This window comes from Bacillus hominis (assembly GCF_018332515.1).
In the GTDB taxonomy this organism is placed as follows: Bacteria; Bacillota; Bacilli; order Bacillales; family Bacillaceae_G; genus Bacillus_A; species Bacillus_A hominis.
Map to the genome: position 1 here is coordinate 1 of NZ_BOQD01000037.1, position 22,679 is coordinate 22,679.

A 22,679-nucleotide genomic window follows, 5' to 3' on the forward strand; every position below is an offset into this window, starting at 1 on the left:
TGGTTATTTCCTGGGACTCTTTACTTTAGTGTGGATGTAGTACCTAGTTTATGGAATTCATACGTTATAGTTCTAATGATTTATTGTTTGGATGGAGAAGAGAAATGATTGAAGAGAGTAGTTCTTTTTTTTATTAAGTTATTGAAACAATAATGAAGGGATGAGGGGCATAATGAAGCGGGAATTATCTAAACTAGCAGATGTGCTAGTCAACCATTCTACTAAAGTGCAACCTGGTGACCAAGTATTAATTCAAAGTGTTACTGAAATAGATCCAGCAGTAGTGCGCGAAATTATTAAATTTGTGGAAAAAGCAGGGGGATATGCGCATGTATCAATGCGCGACGTTTCTGTTACGAGGCAATTGATTTTATCAGGATCTGAAGAACAATTTAAGTTATTTGCAGATTGGGAATGTTATCGCTTAAGTAAGATGCAAGTATATATTAATCTCCGTAGTCCTAGAAATGCATATGAATTAGCAGATGTACCACCAGAAAAAATGAAATTATATCAAAAGATATTTGGAAAAGCTCATAGTGAAGCAGTGTATAAAACAAGATGGGTGACAACTCGAATCCCGAATGCAGCTTCTGCGCAAGAAGCGAATATGAGTACGGAGGCTTATGAAAAATTTTATTATGATATTTGTACGTTAGATTACAATAAAATGTCGAAAGCAATGGAGCCGTTAAAAGAATTAATGGAAAATACAAAACGAGTGAGGATTATTGGAGAAGGTACGGATTTGAAATTTTCAATTGAAGGAATTGGAGTTTTAAAAGGAGATGGTATAGATAATATACCTGATGGTGAAATATATACAGCACCTGTCAAAGATTCAGTAAATGGAGTAGTAACATTTAATATAGTGTCCGTTCAACAAGGTTATGCGTTTCAAAATATAAAGTTACGTATTAAGCATGGAAAAATAATAGAAGCATATGCAAATGATACAGAGCGAATTAATCAAATTCTTGATACAGATGAGGGAGCAAGATATATTGGAGAATTTGCACTGGCTTTTAATCCCTATATATTACACCCGATGAATAATACATTATTTGATGAAAAAATAAATGGTAGTTTTCATCTAGCGATTGGAGATTCATTGCAAGGTGCAGACAACGGGAATCAATCAGCGATACATTGGGATTTAGTAAATATTCAAAGGCCGGAGTACGGCGGGGGTGAAATTTGGTTCGATGACGTACTAATTAGAAAAGATGGACGTTTTATTTTACAAGAGTTGTTAGGATTAAATGAAGAGAATTTAAACAGGTAAAACGTCGTATGAAGAAAACCACATGGAAGGAACATGGTTTTATAGTCAAGACAAGAAACAAGTCACAATGATACCGAAAGAGTTTGTAAAAGACGGTTAGAAGGTAGATGAGAAACAAATGGAAGTAGCAGTAGATTACAAGATTGAGTATTTCAAAGACGGCTCTTTAAAGATGGTAGATCCCAAGAAAGATAATCGTATCACAGCGGAAAGACGCAAATAAACAGAAATAGAGGGATATATGAAAGCTAAGAACTAAGTTGATAGATGTGTGACGCAATTCCATCACGATCAAGCTGTCTAATGTTTGTTGAATTCTGATATTTACATACAATAAATACAATGATACTGTTTGAGATTTCACCCCAGTTGAAGTGAGATTAACGGTTGAACTGGTTATTGTACAGGTGGCTCTCTTTATTAGAGCAGGTTAGGTTAAAAACTAGATCAGGGATAATATGGGAGGAAGTTAAAATGGGAAAGAGTGAGATGTTTCAGGATTTTAATTTTAAATTAGTGGTAATTGAAGCTTTATTAGATAAGGAGCCACTATTTCTAAAAGAATTAAAAGACTTAATAGATAAGTATACGAATAATTTCGAATGGTATTCAGGAGCTGGAACAATTGTTGAAATCAGAGATTTTTTAGAAGAGTTAACTTTGGAAATAAGTGATTTGGAAAAGATTGAATCCATTTGCTTTGATGGCGGGAATGAAATTTATCATATCTTAAAGCCAGATTGGGATGGTGAAGACAGTTTATTTGATGTAATATCTGTTGAAGGATTTCAAAATTTAAAAAATTTAAAAACAGTGGAATATATTTCAATGTGTTACCCAAAAGTATTAGAACCATTTAAACAAGCTGGAATTGAAATTGAGGATTAATGAGGGGGCAAGTTATGTACTAATGGAAGTGATTTTTCTTATTGAAGGGTCGCTTTTTCTTATGCAACTAACAGAGCAGAATGGAGGATATTATGATAATAATCGATAGAGATGGTGAAGCTTACTGGAGTAAAACTGTTGATTTAGGCATTTTAGGTAAATTCAATAGCATTTTTATAGATTTAGATGGATGTGATATAACAGGGGCGACGGATAATATGCCTCAAGAAGAGAAGATAGAAAAAGCTACAAAATATTATGGTAATAGATTCAAAGAGTTAGAAACAAATGTGGACGTTTTACTTTACCAGAGTTATTCGGATTAAATGAAGAGAACTTAAAAAAGTAGCGTATTTTGTTGTGGTTATGTAACGGAAACTAAAAGATTTATCATATAAATTTACATTTATTTAATGTTAAAGGCTAGAAAGCTAGATTGGCGCGAATCGCTAATTGTGGATTTCAAAAAAAGACAAAATCTCTTAAAAAACACTTAAATTTTCACTCCATCAATCTTTACAATCCCTCCTTATAATGTGAAGTGGACAAGCGTCTAAGAGAAAGCAGAACATGTCAGTTTATACATTCTATTATTAGGGGGAGAATTTGTATGAAAAAGGCAGTTGCTTCATTAGCTATTATGGCGGCGTTATTACCGACATTTTCAGCACATGCAGAAGTGAAAGAGCAAGTCCGAAAATCAGCTACAACTTTTAATGTTATTAGTGATATTCAAGGGGATTTAGGGGATTTTGATCATGTGTTAAAAGATATGAACAAAGTGACGCCACTATCTAGAGCGCTTATTATGAATGGGGATATAACGCCAACTGGACAGCAGTCACAATATGATGATGTTAAGCGTGTGTTAAACAAAAATAAGCTCCCGGGAAATGTATGGTCAACAATTGGAAATCATGAGTTTTACGCTGGTAAATGGACGGCGGATGGGAAACTCTCTCAAAGTACATGGCCAAATGGTGTAACTGAGGAAACTTTATTTAACCGCTATCTGAAATTTAGTGGACAAGAAAAGGTATATCATAAAAAAGAATTAGACGGTTATCCGCTTCTATTTTTAGGAACTGAAAAATATATGAAATACCACGATTCAAAAATGTGGGACGAAGTATATATGAGTGATGAACAATTAGGTTGGTTAAAACAAAATTTAGAAGAGTACAGCCAAAAAGATAAAAATAAACCAATTTTCATTTTCTCTCATCATGTTTTACCTGATACTGTGTCTGGATCAAGACAATCCCCTTACTTAGAAGATTATTTAAACGTTGATAAATTGTACGATATATTAAAAGACTATCCGCAAGTTGTTTTCTTCACGAGTCATACACATTGGGATTTAAACTTACCAGACTGGGCTGGTAAAAAGAAAATTGCAGGCGGAGATGAAAAAGGATTTACGGTTGTAAATACGGGCGGAATTGAAACGGGCTGGATGTCAGCTGGACCAAATGGCGGAGAGAAAACTGCTCCGGATGGATATTCATTTAAGCAAGGATTACAAATAAAAGCGTACGGTAACGATGTAATCGTAACGGCTTATGATTATAAACGTGATAAGGGCATAAAGAACTTATTAATTAGTGATGCAAAAATCGCACAAATGGCACCAGATGTAACGGCTGATGATAGAAATAATGTAATCGTTGGTGCAACAGAATATATGGAGTACTCTATAGAAGGAACGAACGAGTGGCATACGTATAATCCAGGGAATCCTCCGAAATTTGATGGTGACAAAATCGTTTACGTCCGTCATAAAGGAGAAATGAATTTACAGCCGGGATTAACACAGCTACTTCGTTTTTCGGTAAATAAGTGATTGGGGAGGGCCTTATCGAATGGGATAGGGCTCTTTTTATTTTGTTAATAAGTCGATGCAAATTTCATGTACCGTATTAAAATTCAATACATTTTTAATCCAGAAAGATGACTTCATCATTTTTACATGTAATAATAGTATCGTTACATATATTGTGAAAGAGTATAAAAGGAGCGTTACAATGAATTTAGCTAAATTCCCGAGAAAAAAATATACAGAATCATATACACCAATTGAAAAGTTAAACAATTTTTCTGAAGCACTTGGTGGCCCAACTATTTATTTCAAACGAGATGATTTACTTGGTTTAACAGCTGGTGGTAATAAGACGAGAAAGTTAGAGTTTTTAGTTGCCGATGCACAGGCAAAGGGTGCGGATACGTTAATTACAGCTGGTGGTATTCAGTCTAACCATTGCCGTTTAACTCTTGCAGCTGCGGTAAAAGAAAAGATGAAATGTATCCTTGTGTTAGAAGAAGGGCTTGAACCAGAAGCGAAGCGAGACTTTAACGGTAACTATTTCTTATATCACTTATTAGGTGCTGAAAATGTAATTGTTGTACCAAACGGAGCAGATCTTATGGAAGAGATGCATAAAGTAGCGAAAGAAGTAAGTGAAAAAGGTAATACACCATATGTAATACCAGTTGGTGGATCAAATCCTACTGGCGCAATGGGATACGTTGCTTGTGCGCAAGAAATTATGGCGCAATCATTTGAACAAGGAATTGATTTCAGTTCAGTTGTTTGCGTAAGCGGTAGCGCTGGTATGCATGCTGGTTTAATTACTGGTTTTTCTGGAACGCAAAGCCAGATTCCTGTAATCGGAATTAACGTAAGTAGAGGAAAAGCTGAGCAAGAAGAGAAAGTAGCAAAACTTGTAGACGAAACTGCAGCTCACGTTGGAATTCCAAACTTTATTTCGCGCGACGCTGTTACGTGCTTCGATGAATATGTAGGGCCAGGTTACGCGTTACCAACACCGGAAATGGTAGAGGCAGTTCAGTTACTTGCGAAAACAGAGGGTATTTTACTTGACCCAGTGTATACAGGTAAAGCAGTAGCGGGATTAATCGACTTAATTCGAAAAGGTAAATTTAATAAAGAAGACAACATTTTATTCGTACATTCAGGTGGCTCACCAGCTTTATATGCGAATACGTCTTTATTTGCGTAAGTGTAAAAAGCATTGGGTATCCAATGCTTTTTGTTTTGAATTGATGTTGAAATTTGATACAATTTCGTGAATATGCGATAACGCTGCTATATTCAATTGAAAAGAGCGTGACTATGGTGTATTAGACATAAATAAAAAGCCACTAACAACAGATAAAAAAGAGAGCTAATATTAATAAAGGAGATTGCAATATGACTGAATTCTGGGAAGCCAGTTTTATAGAAAATCAAATGATGTGGGGATTTGAACCTTCAGACTCCGCAATTTTGACGAAGGACTTTTTCCTTGAAAAGAAAGTGAAGGATATATTGATTCCTGGTATTGGATATGGTAGAAATGCAAAGGTTTTTATTGATAACGGAATACATGTAACAGGTATTGAAATTTCAAAAACAGCAATTGAATTGGCAAGACAAAATGAACTTAATGCTGATTTCTTCCATGGTTCAGTAACGGATATGCCTTTTGGTAACAAACTGTATGACGGTATATTTTGTTATGCACTTATTCATTTATTGAATAAGGATGAGAGAGAGAAGTTTATTAAAGATTGCTATAGTCAGCTAAAACCAAACGGATATATGATTTTTACTACTATTTCAAAAGATGCCCCAATGTTTGGGAAGGGGACACAACTGGGTAAAGACTACTTCGAGATAATGGAAGGGGTAAAAATGTATTTCTATGATATTGACTCAGTAAAACAAGACTTTGGAAAATATGGACTGATAGAAACTACGGAAATTGTTGAGCCACATAAGAATGCGGAAAATAAGCCCCCATTTAAATTTATAATGATTAAGTGTCAAAAAAAACTTTAATTACAATTGTGTAAAAAATAGTGAACTGTTAATTGATAAATGTCTCGTTCAGCTGATTATCACTTTGTTTTTCAATTTAAAAATCCGAAAATAGAGGCGAAAGCTGTGTTGTATCAAATTTGGATAAGTCCTAATAAAGATAAAGTAGAAGTAATGGGGGGGGATAATCGGTATGCTCAATTAACAGAAAAAAACGCAGCCGTTTTGGTTGAGATTATTACTGATGAGAAATTATTTGAATAACAGTATATGGAACTTAACTTTTTGGCTTCCTCCGGCAAATTAAATATATACGACAAATTATGACAAAGGAATACATATACTTTTGTTATACTATGAAAGTTATTGATTTGTAATGTATATATAGGAGGATTTTTTAATGTTAAAGAAATTGTTATTATTTGTACTTATGAGCTTGTGTGTAGTTGTTTTAAGTGCTTGTAAAGGTGATGAAGAAAAATTAAAAACAACAACAGATGAGCAAAAAATAGATGAGGAAAAAATGGATGAAGATAAAAAAGTAGCAGAGGAAGAAAAACGCAAGCAAGAAGAGCAACAAAGAGTGGAAGAAGAAAAGCGTAAACAAGAAGAGCAACAAAGAGCCGAGGAAGAAAAGCGTAAACAAGAAGAGCAGCAAAGAGTAGAGGAAGAAAAACGCAAACAAGAAGAGCAACAAAGAGTGGAAGAAGAGAAGCGTAAGCAAGAAGAGCAGCAAAGAGTAGAAGTAGAAAAACGTAAACAAGAAGAGCAGAAGGCTCAGCAACAGCAGTCTATGCAACAGGCGAAAACACAAAAACAAGAAAAAACAACACAAGCAACAGGTGGGAAACCAACAAGATCACAAATTTCAGTTGGTTCACATGTAGTTATTCAATTGGATAATGACTATAGTAAAACTGTAAGTGGTGTTGTGAAAGATATTTTAACAAATAGTGAAACACATACATACGGAATTAAAGTTCGATTACAAGATGGGCAAATTGGCCGTGTTCAAAGTGTTAATTAATGAAAAAAGATTAGCAAAATGCTAATCTTTTTTATTCATTCAAATTTGGATTTGCTGCTACTTAAAGTTCCCGTTTTTTTTAAAATATATAGTATTCTCATTTTTTATCCCGCTATTTGCGGGCAGCCCGATTGGTAAGAGCTAATAATTAGTGGGGGATGGAGAAAACACCCACTGATTAAAGTTTCACTTTATTTACCATCTCTATGTCTCGTTCTATTAAAAAATCTAAATTTGATCAATTAAATGCGATAAAATCTGGTCAAAAATAATGAAATTTCAGGAAAAATAAGGTACACTAGTCAATGGTTTTAGTTTAAAATCGATTGACGTTAATGTATACGGGGGAAAGATTGATGAACAATAATACAATAAATGAATCAGTTGAAGAAGTTGATAAAAAACGGGTAAGATCGAGCAAACGTTTTACAAATTGGAAGTTTATCGCAGCGGGTGTTGGTATAATTGCACTTCTCGTTGGGGGAGTGAGTTATTATCAGGCAACTCACTTCAATTCGAATGTTACGATTAATGACACCAAAGTCGGTGGTTTGAGTGCTGATCAGGCAATACAGAAATTAAAAACATCTGGACTAGCAAACAAAGTCTATGTTGATCAACAACAAATTTTAGATGAAACAGATACAAAAACGGAACTTACGGAAAAAGATTTGCCTCAAGTTAAGAAGCTATTAAAAAGCCAGTGGACATTTTTCCCTTCCTCAAAGGAAAAAAATTATTCAGTGCTACCGGAAAAGGCGGATCAGTATCGTAGTGAAACGATGAAAAAACTTGTAGAAGAAAAGCTCATCTCTATGAATGAAAAACTAAAAGCGCCTCAAGATTCTATGGCGAAGCTCGAACAAGGAAAAATTGTTATTTCGAAGAGCGTTGATGGCAAACAGTATGACGTTACTAGTCTATTGAAAGATTACGACAAGCAGAAATATAAAAGCGAAATTCATCTGAAGTCTACATACATACAGCCTATTAAAGAAGACGATCCGATTATCAAAAAAGAGGAGAAAGCATTACAGAATCTTCTTGGGCAGTCCGTTGAATATAAAGTGCAGAATGAAGTTTATCCTTTAAAAGCGAAAGATTTAATTCAAAATGCCTCTATGTCAAAGGATATGAAAGTTACAATCGATGCGAGCGATATTAAGAATAAGATTGCTGAAATTAATAATGCTAAATCAACCTTAAATAAAGATTTCTCATTTAAAACCCATTCCGGTTCGGTCATATCAGTAAAAGGACAAGGCTACGGCTGGGCGCTAGATGTTGAAAAAGAAACAAAACAAGTTCAGCAAGCTTTTGAAAAGGGTGAAAAATCGCTATCTGCTTCTAACATTCACGGAAATGGTTGGGAGAAGGAAGGTATCGGTTATAAAACAACAGCGAATAATGGTATTGGAGACACGTATGCAGAAGTTTCAATTGCAGATCAACAAATTTGGATTTACAAAGATGGAAAATTAGTAGTCACAACAAATGTAGTAACTGGTAAACATAGCACGAGTGAAGATACATCACCAGGTGTGTGGTACGTCCTATATAAACGAACACCATACACACTCAAAGGCAGCGCAGTAGGTAAAGCTGATTATGCAGTTAAAGTAGATTACTGGGTTCCATTCACAAATAGCGGTCAAGGATTCCATGATGCTGGCTGGCGAACAAACTGGGCAAATAATGCTTATTTAACAGGGGGATCAGGCGGGTGTGTGAACCTTCTGCCTAATGTTGCAAAAACTGTGTATGATAGTTTGAACACCTATGATCCAGTTATCGTGTACTAGAAAATAGCTATGTATTAAGAACTTAAACGAATAAACAAAGCAGGAAATCTTACCTGATGGTACATGAAAAAACACCTCTTGAATTCGCATACGAAGTGTGCAAATCCAATAGAGGTGTTTTTTGTTTGAAAACAAGATTTCATTGCCTATAAGAAACAAAGTGGAAAGAGATTGAGGTGAAAAATAGGTATTCAAATAGTCAATAAAATTGACACTGAATATCATTTTCATTTATTATGAAATCGTCACATGTAATTGGACGTGATTTTTGTGAAAAAGTTTACTTTTTTATTAATATAATAGATTTCTATTAAGGTGTCACATTTAAGAATTTAAACGTAGGAAAGGGTAATATAAAAATGAACTGGAAAAAAGGCGGATTATGGATTATTATTTTTTTCATTGTAAAAGGTACGATTTCTACACTTTTAATAGTTACAGGTGCTAAATATTTTGATTTATCATTTATGCAACTGTTCGTATTAATACTGATCTTATTACTGATTTCCCTCATAAGTCGAAAATTGCTGTATAGACATAAGCAAAATAAAAAACAAAAAGAGCTAAATATATAATGAAGCCCCAGAGACCTTTGGATTTCTGGGGTTTTACTTATAAAAATTTATAGTTCATAAAACAAAAAATTCTGCACCATTTAAACTCGGGTAACAATTCATATGATCAAGAATACTTGAGCTAACAGATTTCGTTAGATTGCCATCATCTTTTTTGTAACCAAATAGATTCATTACCGTTTCAGACCTATGTATGAATTCATAACCTAACAGTACAAGGGGGGATGATTGAAGGTATGACGATTAATGAGGAATCAATTTGTCAACAGTTTGCAAGAATTATCGGCGGCCAAAAAGGATTCGCCGGTGGAAAATGTGTGGCAACAATAAATCGGGATGAAATACAAGCAACAATTTTGGGAAAACGTTTTAGAGTAACAACTTCCTTCTCATTCGAATCACGAGATAATAAAACTGGACGGGCATTATGCCTAGGCCGGGTAGCACTCTTACAAAAAGAAGTCACTGAATTTGTTGCTACAATTATTAAACAAGGAATAATCGTTTCATCTATACACAATGAGTGGTTATGTGATGATCCAAATTTGATTTACGTTAATATCGAAGACGTTGATGATCCACTAAATTTCGCAAGAAAAGTTAGAAGAGCGTTATGCAATTAATTCATTTCATTCGTTAAATGTGTGATTTTGTTAAGTAGAATATTTCAGATTGTTGAAAGGTTTTATAAAGTGAAAGAAGGCGTTCCAAATTTGGAATGCCTTTTCTTGATGTTTCTGTTGCTAATGTGGGTGTTAAATTATTTTAATTGATTATATGTTACTGATCTTACAACAGCAAGAATTGGGTGAAGTATCCTTAAAATTCAAATTTAACAGGTCTTAAAAAAAGTTCTTCTAATGTATCTTTTGCATCTTTACTTTCAAATAAAATCTCATATAAAGCGTTACTAATTGGAAGTTCAACATCGTATTGTTTAGATAGTTCTTTCAATGCTTTTACTGTTGAAACTCCTTCTGCCAATTTTTCGAAGTTTTGACCTGTGACAAACGCCTCTCCGAATTTGCGGTTATGACTATGTAATGAAAACAATGTTGCCTCATAATCTCCTAGATGACTCAATCCGTATATCGTTAAATCATTTCCTCCCATAGCTGTAACCAAACGTGAAAGTTCTCTTGTCCCTCTAGCCATTAGTGAACCTTTCAAACTGCTGTAATTCAATCCATCTAACATTCCTGCGGCAATGCCCATAACATTTTTTGTAGCAGCTCCTATTTCATTACCAATCAAATCTTGTCCGTAGTAAAATCGTATTAAATCACTATTAAACTCCTGCACAATCTTCTTAGTGATACTAATATTCTCAGATCCAATCACCATACAATTCGGAATGTCATTCGCAAAATCTTGTACATGTCCAGGTCCTACCCAAACAGCTATATTGACATTTGTTTCAATGATTTCACTAAATACTTGAGAAAGTCTCTTTCCACTTGTGGCTTCAAGTCCTTTCATACATAAGATAAAGGTTTTTCCTTGTATTTCATTAATTAAGTTTAATTGACTAGCAAATGAACGTAATTCCTGTGCACTAATCGATATAATAATAATCTCCGCAATTGAAATTGCTTTATGTAGAGAATTACTTAGCTCAATATCTTCTGAGAGATTAAGATAATCATTTTTTCTAGTTTCGCTTAATTTAATGTAATTTCTTGAGTTTTCTCTGCCCCACAACATGACATTATGACCAATTTTGTTAGCATACCAAGCTATAAAAGTACCCCAGCGTCCACAACCAAGAACTGAAATATTCAATAATCTCACCTTTGTCTTTATAAATTTTTATGATGTTTTCCTTTGCATGAATGTTTTTATTTATAGTGTTTCATATTGGATAAACATTAACAAATATCCTTTATCTTGTGTAACTAATGGACATGATTTTGTGTTTTTACTACTAGTAAAAACATTAAATAAGAGGGGGAGATTGTTTGTGTGTTCATATCGAAAATCTCCATTTTTATTGTAGTGTCAGTGTTTTAGTGGAAATTAAGTGGATACGACAAACTTTGACAAAAAATACATACACTTGGCTCAACTAATAATCAGTGGGGGATGAGCCCCTAATGACACGGATTAAAGTTTCGCTTCATCAGCAACAGCATTTATTTTAGATGGTATTGTACTTTTTATTATGTTTTTCCTAAATCTATTAGATATTTCAAAAAAGATTTGACTACTTTTCAAATAAATAAAAATTAAAAAACCGGTTCTTTCGTAAAGGAACCGGTTTTTTTGCGTATGAAATTTTCGCTTTGTTGGTGCTACCACACCTCTATCAAGTTATCAGATACAAAGTAATAGATGTCTTTATAATTTGAAAGACGAGGAAACGAACTTGGAGGGAGTATTAGAAGCATGTTTGAGAAGATTAAATCAATGGAAAAGGAAATGTTTTTTAAGTCTGGGCTATGGACCTATCCGCCCGTTCTAATTAACTAAAAGAAGAACTTCCCCATACCGATTAGACTACTAATCATTCCTATTCCATTCATGCTGCCTTTTCCTACTGCAAGTAAGTTTCCAAGCATTCCTGGCTGACCGTTACCTCCGTTATTCCCCCATCCCATGGGACTTACCTGTCCTCCCCACGCTGGAGGGTTTCCGAAAACACCCCATTTATTGGCATTAAAATTAAAAGCCTTGGCTGGCGGTGATAGTAAAGCGGCAAGATGCCCTGGTGCGAACATCCCTGTATGATTGAATGGTTGAGCCCAAGGGAAGGAGGAGGGGTGAAAATTGAAACCTGCATGGCCTGAAAATGGAGCCCAATTAGCAGGATGTCCTTGGGGCATCATCCCCGCATAATTGTTTGGCCGGCCCCAAGAGAAGGAGGAGGACTGGGGATTGAAACCCGTATAATTGGCTGGTGAATCCCAACCAATTGGATAGACTCGACAACTCCAATTCTCAGGAATCTTCAGACCATTCATTCCCTCAGCTTTAGTTATTTGGGGCTGTGAATATAATGATGACATTGAAATTTGGTTATTATATTGTTCCTCGTCTCCCTTTGAATTCAAATACCAATATTGGTGCATAAGCTTATTCCCCTCACTTTAAAAATGTAATGTTAGACTTAGCCTATGTAATATTCCTTTTTATGGATGGTTACATAACTAGATTTACAAGCCTGTATTTAAAGGAATGGGTGTATGGTCTTGTTGATTTATCCCGCTATTTGTTGTGGGCTGCCTGTAAAGGCCCCACGGATTAAAGTTTCACTTTATTTTAGAAGGGTATTTTTAGTTGCTTCTTTTGTTTATTTCAGCCTAATTTAAATTCGGTTAACAAACATGTTTATAAAGGTTTAATCAATAAAAAAGATTTTAAAATGTTATGTTGAGCAAGTAGACTTGCTAAAAAGAGAATATCTATTCGAAGAGTTTGGCAAAATACTGCAAGGATAATGTATTCTTGTGCAGGTATGCAAACGATTTAAACGAATCAATGAAATTTATAATGAGGGAGCAAACAAATATATGAGTGAAACATTACATAAAAGAAAACCACCATATTTAATGCTTGTAATCCTTTTTATTGGGGCCTTTGTTTCATTTCTAAATAACTCGCTTTTAAATGTAGCCTTGCCATCAATAATGAAGGATTTAGACATTAAAGATTATTCAACGATCCAGTGGCTTTCTACAGGGTATATGCTTGTAAGTGGTGTATTAATTCCGGCATCAGCATTTTTAATAACCCGCTTCTCCAATAGGAGCTTATTTATTACATCTATGGTGATTTTTATTTTTGGTACGGCCTTAGCGGCTTTAGCACCGAACTTTAGTTTATTACTTACTGGCCGGATGGTTCAAGCAGCAGGTTCTTCAGTCATGGGGCCTTTGTTAATGAATATTATGCTAGTAAGCTTTCCAAGAGAAAAAAGGGGAACAGCAATGGGGATTTTTGGGTTAGTTATGATTACAGCTCCAGCAATTGGACCGACACTATCAGGTTATATTGTAGAGTATTATGACTGGCGTTTGCTTTTTGAAATGATTTTACCGTTAGCAATCATTAGCTTACTGTTAGGGATTTGGAAATCGGAGAATGTCATGAGACAAAACAAAAATGCAAAACTTGATTATCTCTCATTACTATTATCTTCTGTAGGTTTTGGCGGTTTGTTATATGGGTTCAGTTCTGCAAGCTCAGATGGTTGGACGGATAAAGTTGTCTTAACAACTTTAATCATAGGCGCTATTGCCCTAATTTCATTCATTATCCGTCAATTAAAAGTGAATGAACCGTTATTGGATTTACGTGTTTACAAGTACCCAATGTTTGCACTTGCGTCTGTAATTGCAATTGTCAACGCGGTGGCCATGTTTTCAGGTATGATTTTAACACCAGCTTATGTACAAAACGTCCGTGGCATTTCGCCGCTGAACTCTGGGCTGATGATGCTTCCGGGTGCGGTAATAATGGGGGTTATGTCACCAATTACAGGTAAACTATTTGATAAATATGGCCCTCGGATTCTTGGCATAGTAGGACTTTCCATTACAGCTGTTTCAACTTATATGTTGGCAAACCTGCAAATTGACTCTAGTCACACACATATTATTCTTATTTACACACTGCGGATGTTTGGGATGGCAATGGTGATGATGCCACTTATGACAAATGGCCTTAATCAATTGCCAACTCGCTTAAATCCGCACGGTACGGCTGTTAATAATACAGCTCAACAAGTGTCCGGTTCGATTGGTACTGCTATTCTTGTTACGATTATGAATTCTGTAACAACAACAAAAGCTGAAAGTCTAATGTCTGATGTAGATCCAACAACCTTCACAGAAGCTACGAAGGCAATAGTAACTCAGAAGGCTTTATTATCCGGAATTCAATATTCATTCTATGTAGCGCTTGGCATGAATGTTGTTGCACTGCTATTAGTTTTTTTCGTTAAACGTGTAGATACAAGTGCGGAAGCTGTCGAGAGGTTAAATCGGTAGAGCGAAATAAAAATCTAGATAATGATTCCTACAAGTTTTTTGGCTGATTAGTTAGACTATGAAGAAATGCAAATTTCTGCTGCTAAGGCGCTGGTATTTAAACTTGGAAAAGAACCAGTGAAATAATTACACATAGTAAAAAGGATCTGATATTCATATCAGATCCTTTCAGATTGAAGACAAACACATTGTTCAATTAAATAATGTGTTTGTCTTCAATCTATTTCTCTATCCTTCTCAACCTTTTTATTCGGTGTTTTTTATTTTCACTCAATATTTTCTACATTTACACACTTAGTTTCACAGTAATAGCCTTTTCCGCCAACATAAACTTTTTCTATTTCATTCTTGCTATTGGTTGCTAATTTAACTAATATTTCGGAAGGCGAGTGTAAAGAATAACCTTGTTCAAATACATAGACTTCTTTTTGCAAGTAGTGCTGTTCATAAAGGTAGCAAGCTAATGCACCGTTTGAAGTTCCAGTCGCTGCTTCTTCATTGATGTCGTATAGTGGAGCAAAATTTCTGCATATAATTCGATTGTCATTAAAAGTATATAGATGCATCCCGACAACATTATAATACTTGCTGATTTCTTTAATTTTTTCAAAATTAAGTTGCAGTGCATGTAATCGTGTTTCGCTTTTTATAGGAATTAAAATATCTTTTAAGCCTGTGGAGACAATTTGAATTGGGTGTGTATTGTCTATAGCTTTAATGTCAAAACAGTCGATGAACTCGTTTGGAGATACAACATCATAGAATATCGGTTTGTTTTGTTCCATGAATATCATGTCATCTTTTATGGTAATAGTAAGAACACCGCTGTTTGTTTCAATCGTATAGCGATTCCTGAAAAGTTTATTTAAATGCATCAGTATCGCGAAAGAGCCAATTGTGGCATGACCACATAAATCAACTTCTTCTTTTGGTGTAAAATACTCAAATTTATAATCAGCAATTTCAGATTCTGATATAAATACGGTTTCCGCATAGCCCAGTTGTTTGGCTATTGCCATTTTTTGAGTAGTGGTCAATGTATTCTCAATAAATACCACTCCTGCTTTATTTCCGCCTTTATGATCCTTGCTAAATGCACTTGCAACATAAACGGATATTTTCATAAGACATCTTCCTTCCTCACTTATAGTAAATTGTAGCATAGAAAGCACTACGTATAAATGTTGTTGGATAAATTCTCCATAAAGCGAGAGACAAACTATTTTTTAGCATCTGAACTCGCCAAAAATAGTTTGTCTACAGTCTGAAAGGATTTGATGTTCATATCAGATCCTTTTTACTAGTAACACAATTACTTGCTTATCGTATTTGTTTGACTGGATATTAAAAACTATAGGCTTTCCAAATACTACAATCTTAAGCTCATCAACTTCTTTGTTTTGGGTATTCGCTTTTCTTAGCTTGACGGATATGTAGTGCAACTGTAGCTGTAAAATAAAGTTTGATCAAAATATGTGGGGAGTTTCTAGGTTGAATTTGATTTATAAAAAAGTTTAATCAAAATGAGCGTTTTATAAACAAATATAAGAGATGACATCCACTTTCAATTTCTGATAAACATTATAATAATTCGCTTCATTTTAAGTTAGTATTTTTTCTGCAAGTTATAAATCTAATGTGAACAAACAACTTAGATTACCAACTTTATAAGCAATATCATAATCATGAATAGTTAGGGAAAAGATAAAAAAGGTAATCAATTACATATCTGTATCCCAGACGATTCATTGCTATCTTCTCTTTATTGAATGGGATATTTTATTTCATGCTTTTTTGAAAGGGTGTTTCTAATGGAAAAAAAAGTATCTGCCATTCCTCAACCGAAAACATATGGACCGCTGGGCAATCTCCCATTAATCGATAAAGATAAACCGACTCTATCGTTTATTAAGCTGGCGGAAGAGTATGGTCCCATTTTTCGAATTCAAACTCTAAGTGATGCCAGCATTGTCGTTTCTGGACATGAACTGGTAGCAGAAGTCTGTGACGAAACACGGTTCGATAAAAGTATAGATGGTGCTTTAACAAAAGTTCGTGCTTTTGCTGGGGACGGATTATTTACAAGTGAGACTGACGAGCCTAACTGGAAAAAAGCTCATAATATTTTGATGCCTACATTCAGCCAACGGGCAATGAAAGATTACCATGCCATGATGGTTGATATTGCCGTACAACTCGTTCAAAAATGGGCGCGACTTAATCCGAATGAAAATGTGGATGTTCCGGAGGATATGACCCGCCTTACATTGGATACAATTGGTTTATGTGGTTTTAATTACCGATTTAATAGCTTTTATCGTGAGACCTCTCATCCTTTTATCACTAGCATGAGCCGTGCTCTAGATGAGGCGATGCACCAATTACAGCGACTGGATATAGAAGACAAATTCATGTGGAGAACGAAACGTCAATTTCAGCATGATATTCAATCCATGTTTTCTTTAGTAGATAATATTATTGCTGAACGTAAAAATAATGGAAATCAGGAAGAAAATGATTTACTTTCCCGTATGTTAAATGTGCAGGATCCGGAAACTGGTGAAAAATTAGATGATGAAAATATTCGTTTTCAAATTATCACTTTTTTAATAGCTGGGCATGAGACAACAAGTGGATTGTTATCTTTTGCAATCTATTTTTTATTAAAGAATCCGGATAAGTTGAAAAAAGCTTATGAAGAAGTAGAGCGGGTATTGATAGATCCTACTCCAACATATCAACAAGTTATGAAACTTAAGTACATACGGATGATTTTAAATGAATCGCTACGTCTATGGCCTACTGCTCCAGCATTCAGTCTCTATGCAAAAGAAGATACAGTGATTGGTGGGAAATACCCAATTAAGAAAGGAGAAGATCGTATTTCTGTTCTTATTCCACAGCTACATAGGGATAAAGACGCATGGGGAGACAATGTGGAAGAATTCCAACCTGAACGATTTGAAGAGCCGGATAAGGTTCCTCATCATGCTTATAAGCCATTTGGAAATGGTCAACGAGCATGTATCGGTATGCAGTTTGCACTTCATGAAGCCACTCTCGTAATGGGAATGCTTCTTCAACATTTTGAATTAATCGATTATCAAAACTATCAGCTGGACGTAAAACAAACATTAACGCTAAAGCCCGGTGATTTTAAGATTAGGATTCTACCCCGAAATCAAACGATCAGCCATCCTGCTGTCCTTGCACCTATAGAGGAGAAGCAGAAAGACCATGAAATCAAGCAGCAAGTTCAGAAGACTCCTTCTATTATTGGAGCCGATAATCTTTCGCTTCTAGTTCTGTATGGATCGGATACAGGGGTAGCAGAAGGTATTGCAAGAGAACTAGCAGATACAGCTAGTTTAGAAGGTGTTCAAACGGAAGTGGTAGCTCTTAACGATCGAATTGGAAGTCTGCCAAAAGAAGGAGCGGTTCTTATTGTAACTTCTTCTTATAATGGAAAACCGCCAAGTAATGCAGGGCAGTTTGTGCAATGGTTGGAGGAATTAAAACCGGATGAGCTAAAAGGTGTTCAATACGCAGTTTTTGGTTGTGGAGATCATAATTGGGCTAGTACCTATCAGCGAATTCCAAGATACATTGATGAGCAAATGGCTCAAAAAGGAGCAATAAGATTTTCTACACGTGGAGAAGCGGATGCAAGTGGTGATTTCGAGGAACAGCTCGAGCAATGGAAACAAAGCATGTGGTCTGATGCGATGAAGGCATTTGGATTGGAACTCAACAAAAATATGGAAAAGGAGCGCAGTACTTTGAGTCTGCAATTTGTCAGTCGTCTTGGGGGATCTCCTCTTGCACGAACATATGAAGCAGTTTATGCATCTGTATTGGAAAATCGTGAACTCCAATCATCCAGCAGTGATAGAAGTACGCGACATATCGAGGTATCCTTGCCAGAAGGTGCTACGTATCAAGAAGGAGACCACCTTGGAGTGCTGCCAATTAATAGTGAGAAAAATGTCAACCGAATTTTAAAACGCTTTGGATTAAACGGGAAGGATCAAGTCATACTGAGCGCAAGTGGACGAAGTGTAAATCACATACCTTTAGACAGTCCGGTTAGTTTATTTGACCTTCTTAGTTATAGTGTCGAAGTGCAAGAAGCAGCCACTCGAGCACAAATACGAGAAATGGTGACATTCACAGCATGCCCTCCTCATAAAAAGGAATTAGAATCACTATTGGAAGAAGGAGTTTATCATGAACAAATATTAAAGAAACGTATTTCAATGTTGGATCTTCTTGAAAAGTATGAGGCTTGTGAAATCCGGTTTGAACGCTTTTTAGAACTTCTTCCTGCGCTCAAACCGCGTTACTATTCTATTTCAAGCTCTCCACTCGTTGCACAGAATCGTCTGAGCATTACGGTTGGTGTTGTTAATGCACCTGCATGGAGTGGGCAAGGGACATATGAAGGAGTCGCTTCTAATTATTTAGCCCAGCGCCATAATAAAGATGAGATTATCTGTTTCATTCGAACACCACAATCAAACTTTCAATTACCTGAAAATCCAGAAACACCAATTATTATGGTTGGGCCAGGTACTGGAATTGCACCATTCCGTGGATTCTTACAAGCACGTCGTGTTCAAAAGCAAAAAGGTATTAACTTAGGACAAGCACATCTATATTTTGGTTGTCGTCATCCTGAAAAGGATTATCTCTATCGTACAGAACTAGAAAATGATGAAAGAGATGGATTAATATCTTTGCACACAGCTTTTTCTCGCCTAGAAGGATATCCCAAAACATATGTACAGCATTTAATAAAACAAGATAGAATCAATTTAATTTCGTTATTAGATAATGGAGCTCATCTTTATATATGTGGTGATGGAAGTAAAATGGCTCCTGATGTAGAAGATACCCTTTGTCAAGCATATCAAGAAATTCATGAAGTCAGTGAACAAGAAGCAAGGAATTGGTTGGATCGTGTGCAAGATGAAGGGCGATATGGAAAAGATGTTTGGGCTGGTATCTGAATTTTTCTTAATTAGATAAGTAATATGTAACTAATGAACTTCTTTCGAATAAGTGAATAAACTTATTTATAAAAGTCCCGTATTTTTTATTGAATACGGGATTTTCTTATTTTAAATAAGCTGGACTGATACTGTAGAAAAAGAAAAAATCTCATATGAAACCAAAGCTATATAATCTTAGCTTGATGGGCAAAGTGTTAACCAATTTCTTGACGCGATTTGAAATTTAAAATATAAACCTTTGTGCACTGGCTGAACAGTTTTTAGCACATTGTCAAATCGCTGAGGGAATTTATCGAATTAAGTATACCTTCTATAGCCTCTGGAATGAATTTTGCCGTAGAAAAATAATAGGTAATTCATTTGACAATTAAAATGACCTAATTTAATATGTATGTCATAGCATGTAATTAGTGAAACAAATACATTCACTGTGAATAATTGACTGGTATGCTGTATCCATTTTATTTCTTAATTTATAGAGGTGATACATGAACTTACATGATTTAATAGGCTATCTTGTTCATCGTACTGATGTGAAAATGTCCAATTATTTTATCAAGAGATTAAAACCTTATGGAGTTACCCCAGAGCAGTGGGGGATTATTAGTGTTCTTTGTAGCCAAAGGGGCACTACTCAAAAAGAGTTAGCAGAAGCTATTGATAAAGATCAAACTACTGTCGTAAGAATGATACAGTCAATGGAGAGAAAAGGGATTGTAAAGAAGGCTTTGAATGACCAAGATAGGCGTTCACACAACCTTTTTTTAACTGAAAAAGGTGACGAGTTAAAGAAAACAATCTTGCCTGTAGTGACAGACGCTCACCATTTCGTTACGAGTAATTTGAGCGAGGAAGAGATTAAAGTATTACAATCATTATTAAACAAATTGTATGATACACGCTATTAATACTTGTTCCTTATTGATGCTATGCTATTTATAAGGGACAAACTTTGTTTTAGGTATAATATATGCTATAGCATATATTTTTGTTTCGAGTAATGGGGAGATAGCTTTATTTTGTATGATATTTGATTCAGAATCACCTTTTTTCCTAGTACCAGTCAAATTTTTGTATTATATATGCTATAGCATGTAAATTTATCAAATAAATAAGAAAGATGTGATTGCTATTTTAATATTAATCAATGTAGTAAAAGTTGTATTGTTTGTGTTCTTTTTAATGACAGGTACGAAAATTATATCTGGGAAAATGGCAGATGAGTTCAAACGATTTGGTTTACCTTCGTTTTTTAATTTCTTAACTGGGGCTTTTGAGATTGTAGGAGCAATTGGAATGTTGATAGGAATTTGGGTCCCAATGGCAGCTTTATTGGCAGGATTGTTGTTAGGCGGTACGATGCTTGCAGCTGCATTAACTCTTATTGTATTAGCGAAAGATCCCTTTAAGAAAGCGATACCTGCGCTTGTTTTGTTTGTCCTTAGTTTAGGGATAAGTTGTTATCATATTTTTTAAACATAACCTAAAGCCGTTAAACTGTATGCATTCAAGTTGCTATCATTTTGTAATTATTTTATAAAAGGGTTGTGAAAATGTAGGTGAAATTTCAAATGAGTGCAGGAATAATAGCAGCACTCATTTAAGGTGTTACCTGCATTTGAATTGAAAAATATTGAAAATAGGAGTGAGTGAAAATGGCATATTTACTACAAGTTGATTTTCCGTTTGAAGGTCCTTTTGGTGAAGAAATGGAAAAAGCATTTTGGGATTTAGCAAAAAGTATTAACGAAGAAGAAGGGTTCCATTGGAAAATATGGACAGAAAATCAAGAAACAAAAGAAGCTGGTGGCATCTATGTATTTGAAGAAAAACAAGATGCTGAAAAATACGCGGAAATGCACAAGAACAGACTTCAAGCAGCTGGTGTCAAAGATATTAGAGTAAGGATTTTTAGCATCAATGAAAAATTAACGGAACTGAATCGTGGTTATATTAAATAATTCCGACAGTCGGAGCAAGCTTAAAAAGGAGGGGGATGAATCCCTTCTTTTTTTGAATTCTTAAATTGATGGTGAGGGGGGATCTCGCACAAAAAAATCCCTATATAGATAGGGATTTATGTATCGGCATATAGTTCCTTGGAAAAGGATGTATTAAGTGTAACATCTGAGAGTTCTTGAATTTGTGAAATTGACGTGAAAGTACTGTGAAAAAAGTTGTATTGAAATAGTTATTTATACAGGGGTAAGACCCTTACTGGGAGGTAAGGATCACAGGAAATGCAAATGTATTTGTAATTTGCTAAAGTAATCATAACATATATATATACCTGTCTATACATGTTGTGAAGTTATGAACATTACTATTGTTTAGTAACTAGGAATAGCGAATTTTGTTTGGGTTATGTGTTTTAAAAAGGAGTGTAACAAAAAAGACCTGATAACAGGTCCGTATTTATCATTGTTTTGTCGTATAATAAATAAGGTTGTTTCCTACGCATCAATATGGGATAAGATAAAAGAAATAGGGAGACATGCTAATTCTTTTTATTTCTATAATAAAATAAGATTATTAAGTCGAATGTGACAAGAATAATTAGAAGTAGCAAGTGTATAAGTGCATCAGTTTTTCCTTTTAGTAAAGACTTTATAAAGAAATCCCATTCGGTTTCATAGGGAGGATCTATCCAATTTCGTTGCAGTCCTAACACCATTCCATTTATGAAATAGACAATGCTTAATAGAATTCTTCCAACAAATAAGGTAGCTACTTTTATATTCCACTTCTTTATCAGGATTATATAAAGAAGTGGAAATAGTATAAGTACCCAAAAAACGATAATAAAGACTGTATTCATCAGTTTCTACTCCTTATGTTGATAATAAAGTTATTTATAACAGGAAGTATAACTCACTTATTAGTTAGCTCTTAGATTCTCTAAAAAAGTTAGATGCAATGCAACAAACCATTCCGGTGATTAGAATACTATATTTCACTGTGTTACCCGTGTGCTCAAATAAATTAGTTCCAATAAGCATTACAAGTCCCCAAAACAATTGACCTGTGCCAAAAGCTAATAATATTTTTCCTGTTCGAGAAAATTTTTTCATAGTTTTCCACCTCCCGCAAACTAGCTCCATTAAATGTCCTGATCGGTGGCGGCTAATAATCAGATGAGAGGGACACCCCCTCTGATTAAAGTTTCACTTTACCCCGCATTAACGGGCAGTAAGACCCCCACTTCAAAATTCAGCGAAAGAAAAGAAGTTAGTTGGGGGATCAACTGCCCGTAAATGCCCGATTGGTTCAACTAATAATCAG

At 35.0% G+C, this 22,679-nt stretch carries 19 protein-coding genes and 2 pseudogenes; 16 read left to right on the top strand and 5 right to left on the bottom strand.

What is annotated here, in order from left to right; all coding sequences use genetic code 11:
- The first annotated feature begins 172 nt into the window (after positions 1–172).
- From KI356_RS05600 to KI356_RS05650, 11 genes and pseudogenes are all read left to right on the top strand, one after another.
- On the top strand, positions 173–1,285 hold the full coding sequence (locus tag KI356_RS05600) for an aminopeptidase (RefSeq protein ID WP_212935008.1): 1,113 nt from the start codon (positions 173–175) through the stop codon (positions 1,283–1,285).
- A 474-nt stretch (positions 1,286–1,759) separates the two neighbouring features.
- Positions 1,760–2,173, top strand: a complete 414-nt coding sequence (locus KI356_RS05605) for a DUF6892 domain-containing protein (RefSeq protein WP_128280537.1) — start codon at positions 1,760–1,762, stop codon at positions 2,171–2,173.
- A gap of 92 nt (positions 2,174–2,265) precedes the next feature.
- Positions 2,266–2,466, top strand: a pseudogene (locus KI356_RS05610) (hypothetical protein); the annotation flags it as partial.
- A gap of 317 nt (positions 2,467–2,783) precedes the next feature.
- Positions 2,784–4,016, top strand: coding sequence for a DUF4073 domain-containing protein (locus tag KI356_RS05615; protein ID WP_212935010.1), 1,233 nt, complete (start codon positions 2,784–2,786; stop codon positions 4,014–4,016).
- A 181-nt stretch (positions 4,017–4,197) separates the two neighbouring features.
- A complete protein-coding gene (gene cuyA / locus KI356_RS05620) occupies positions 4,198–5,193 on the top strand; it encodes a D-cysteate sulfo-lyase (RefSeq protein ID WP_128280533.1) in 996 nt (331 codons plus the stop codon).
- A 191-nt stretch (positions 5,194–5,384) separates the two neighbouring features.
- Positions 5,385–6,014: a class I SAM-dependent methyltransferase gene (locus KI356_RS05625; protein WP_212935011.1), complete on the top strand. Its 630-nt coding sequence runs from the start codon at positions 5,385–5,387 to the stop codon at positions 6,012–6,014.
- Between the two features lie 39 nt (positions 6,015–6,053).
- Positions 6,054–6,257 (top strand): annotated as a pseudogene (locus KI356_RS05630) (hypothetical protein); the annotation flags it as partial.
- 136 nt (positions 6,258–6,393) lie between these two features.
- Positions 6,394–7,020 carry a YwbE family protein gene (locus tag KI356_RS05635; protein ID WP_212935012.1) on the top strand — a complete coding sequence of 209 codons (627 nt, stop codon included), beginning with the start codon at positions 6,394–6,396 and terminating at the stop codon, positions 7,018–7,020.
- Between the two features lie 356 nt (positions 7,021–7,376).
- Entirely contained in the window at positions 7,377–8,822 is a 1,446-nt protein-coding gene (locus KI356_RS05640) for a L,D-transpeptidase family protein (protein ID WP_212935013.1), read from the top strand.
- A gap of 359 nt (positions 8,823–9,181) precedes the next feature.
- The gene (locus KI356_RS05645; protein ID WP_002161189.1) at positions 9,182–9,397 is read left to right on the top strand and encodes a hypothetical protein; all 216 of its coding nucleotides are present in this window, start codon (positions 9,182–9,184) and stop codon (positions 9,395–9,397) included.
- 236 nt (positions 9,398–9,633) lie between these two features.
- Positions 9,634–10,020 carry a DUF1259 domain-containing protein gene (locus KI356_RS05650; RefSeq protein WP_128280692.1) on the top strand — a complete coding sequence of 129 codons (387 nt, stop codon included), beginning with the start codon at positions 9,634–9,636 and terminating at the stop codon, positions 10,018–10,020.
- A 196-nt stretch (positions 10,021–10,216) separates the two neighbouring features.
- Here the strand turns inward: KI356_RS05650 and KI356_RS05655 are convergent, their stop codons facing one another.
- Positions 10,217–11,188, bottom strand: a complete 972-nt coding sequence (locus KI356_RS05655) for an NAD(P)H-dependent glycerol-3-phosphate dehydrogenase (RefSeq protein ID WP_234842435.1) — start codon at positions 11,186–11,188, stop codon at positions 10,217–10,219.
- Between the two features lie 674 nt (positions 11,189–11,862).
- Positions 11,863–12,465 carry a hypothetical protein gene (locus KI356_RS05660; protein ID WP_212935014.1) on the bottom strand — a complete coding sequence of 201 codons (603 nt, stop codon included), beginning with the start codon at positions 12,463–12,465 and terminating at the stop codon, positions 11,863–11,865.
- 441 nt (positions 12,466–12,906) lie between these two features.
- Here KI356_RS05660 and KI356_RS05665 point away from each other — a divergent pair, with 441 nt between their 5' ends.
- Entirely contained in the window at positions 12,907–14,385 is a 1,479-nt protein-coding gene (locus tag KI356_RS05665; RefSeq protein WP_212935020.1) for an MDR family MFS transporter, read from the top strand.
- A gap of 266 nt (positions 14,386–14,651) precedes the next feature.
- Here KI356_RS05665 and KI356_RS05670 read toward each other — a convergent pair whose 3' ends face one another.
- Positions 14,652–15,509, bottom strand: a complete 858-nt coding sequence (locus KI356_RS05670) for a PhzF family phenazine biosynthesis protein (RefSeq protein WP_212935015.1) — start codon at positions 15,507–15,509, stop codon at positions 14,652–14,654.
- 687 nt (positions 15,510–16,196) lie between these two features.
- On the opposite strand from KI356_RS05670, the gene cypD reads away from it, so the two are divergent.
- From cypD to KI356_RS05690, 4 genes are all read left to right on the top strand, one after another.
- The gene (gene cypD, locus KI356_RS05675) at positions 16,197–19,394 is read left to right on the top strand and encodes a bifunctional P-450/NADPH--P450 reductase (RefSeq protein ID WP_212935016.1); all 3,198 of its coding nucleotides are present in this window, start codon (positions 16,197–16,199) and stop codon (positions 19,392–19,394) included.
- Between the two features lie 491 nt (positions 19,395–19,885).
- Positions 19,886–20,305 carry a MarR family winged helix-turn-helix transcriptional regulator gene (locus tag KI356_RS05680; protein WP_212935017.1) on the top strand — a complete coding sequence of 140 codons (420 nt, stop codon included), beginning with the start codon at positions 19,886–19,888 and terminating at the stop codon, positions 20,303–20,305.
- Between the two features lie 217 nt (positions 20,306–20,522).
- Entirely contained in the window at positions 20,523–20,873 is a 351-nt protein-coding gene (locus KI356_RS05685) for a DoxX family protein (protein WP_212935021.1), read from the top strand.
- Positions 20,874–21,052: 179 nt separating this feature from the next.
- Entirely contained in the window at positions 21,053–21,358 is a 306-nt protein-coding gene (locus KI356_RS05690) for a monooxygenase (protein ID WP_212935018.1), read from the top strand.
- 536 nt (positions 21,359–21,894) lie between these two features.
- Here the strand turns inward: KI356_RS05690 and KI356_RS05695 are convergent.
- Together KI356_RS05695 and KI356_RS05700 are read right to left on the bottom strand one after the other, a co-directional pair.
- Positions 21,895–22,215, bottom strand: a complete 321-nt coding sequence (locus tag KI356_RS05695) for a hypothetical protein (protein ID WP_141533429.1) — start codon at positions 22,213–22,215, stop codon at positions 21,895–21,897.
- Between the two features lie 64 nt (positions 22,216–22,279).
- Complete coding sequence (locus KI356_RS05700; protein ID WP_212935019.1) at positions 22,280–22,468, bottom strand: hypothetical protein; 189 nt, start codon at positions 22,466–22,468, stop codon at positions 22,280–22,282.
- Positions 22,469–22,679: the final 211 nt, after the last annotated feature.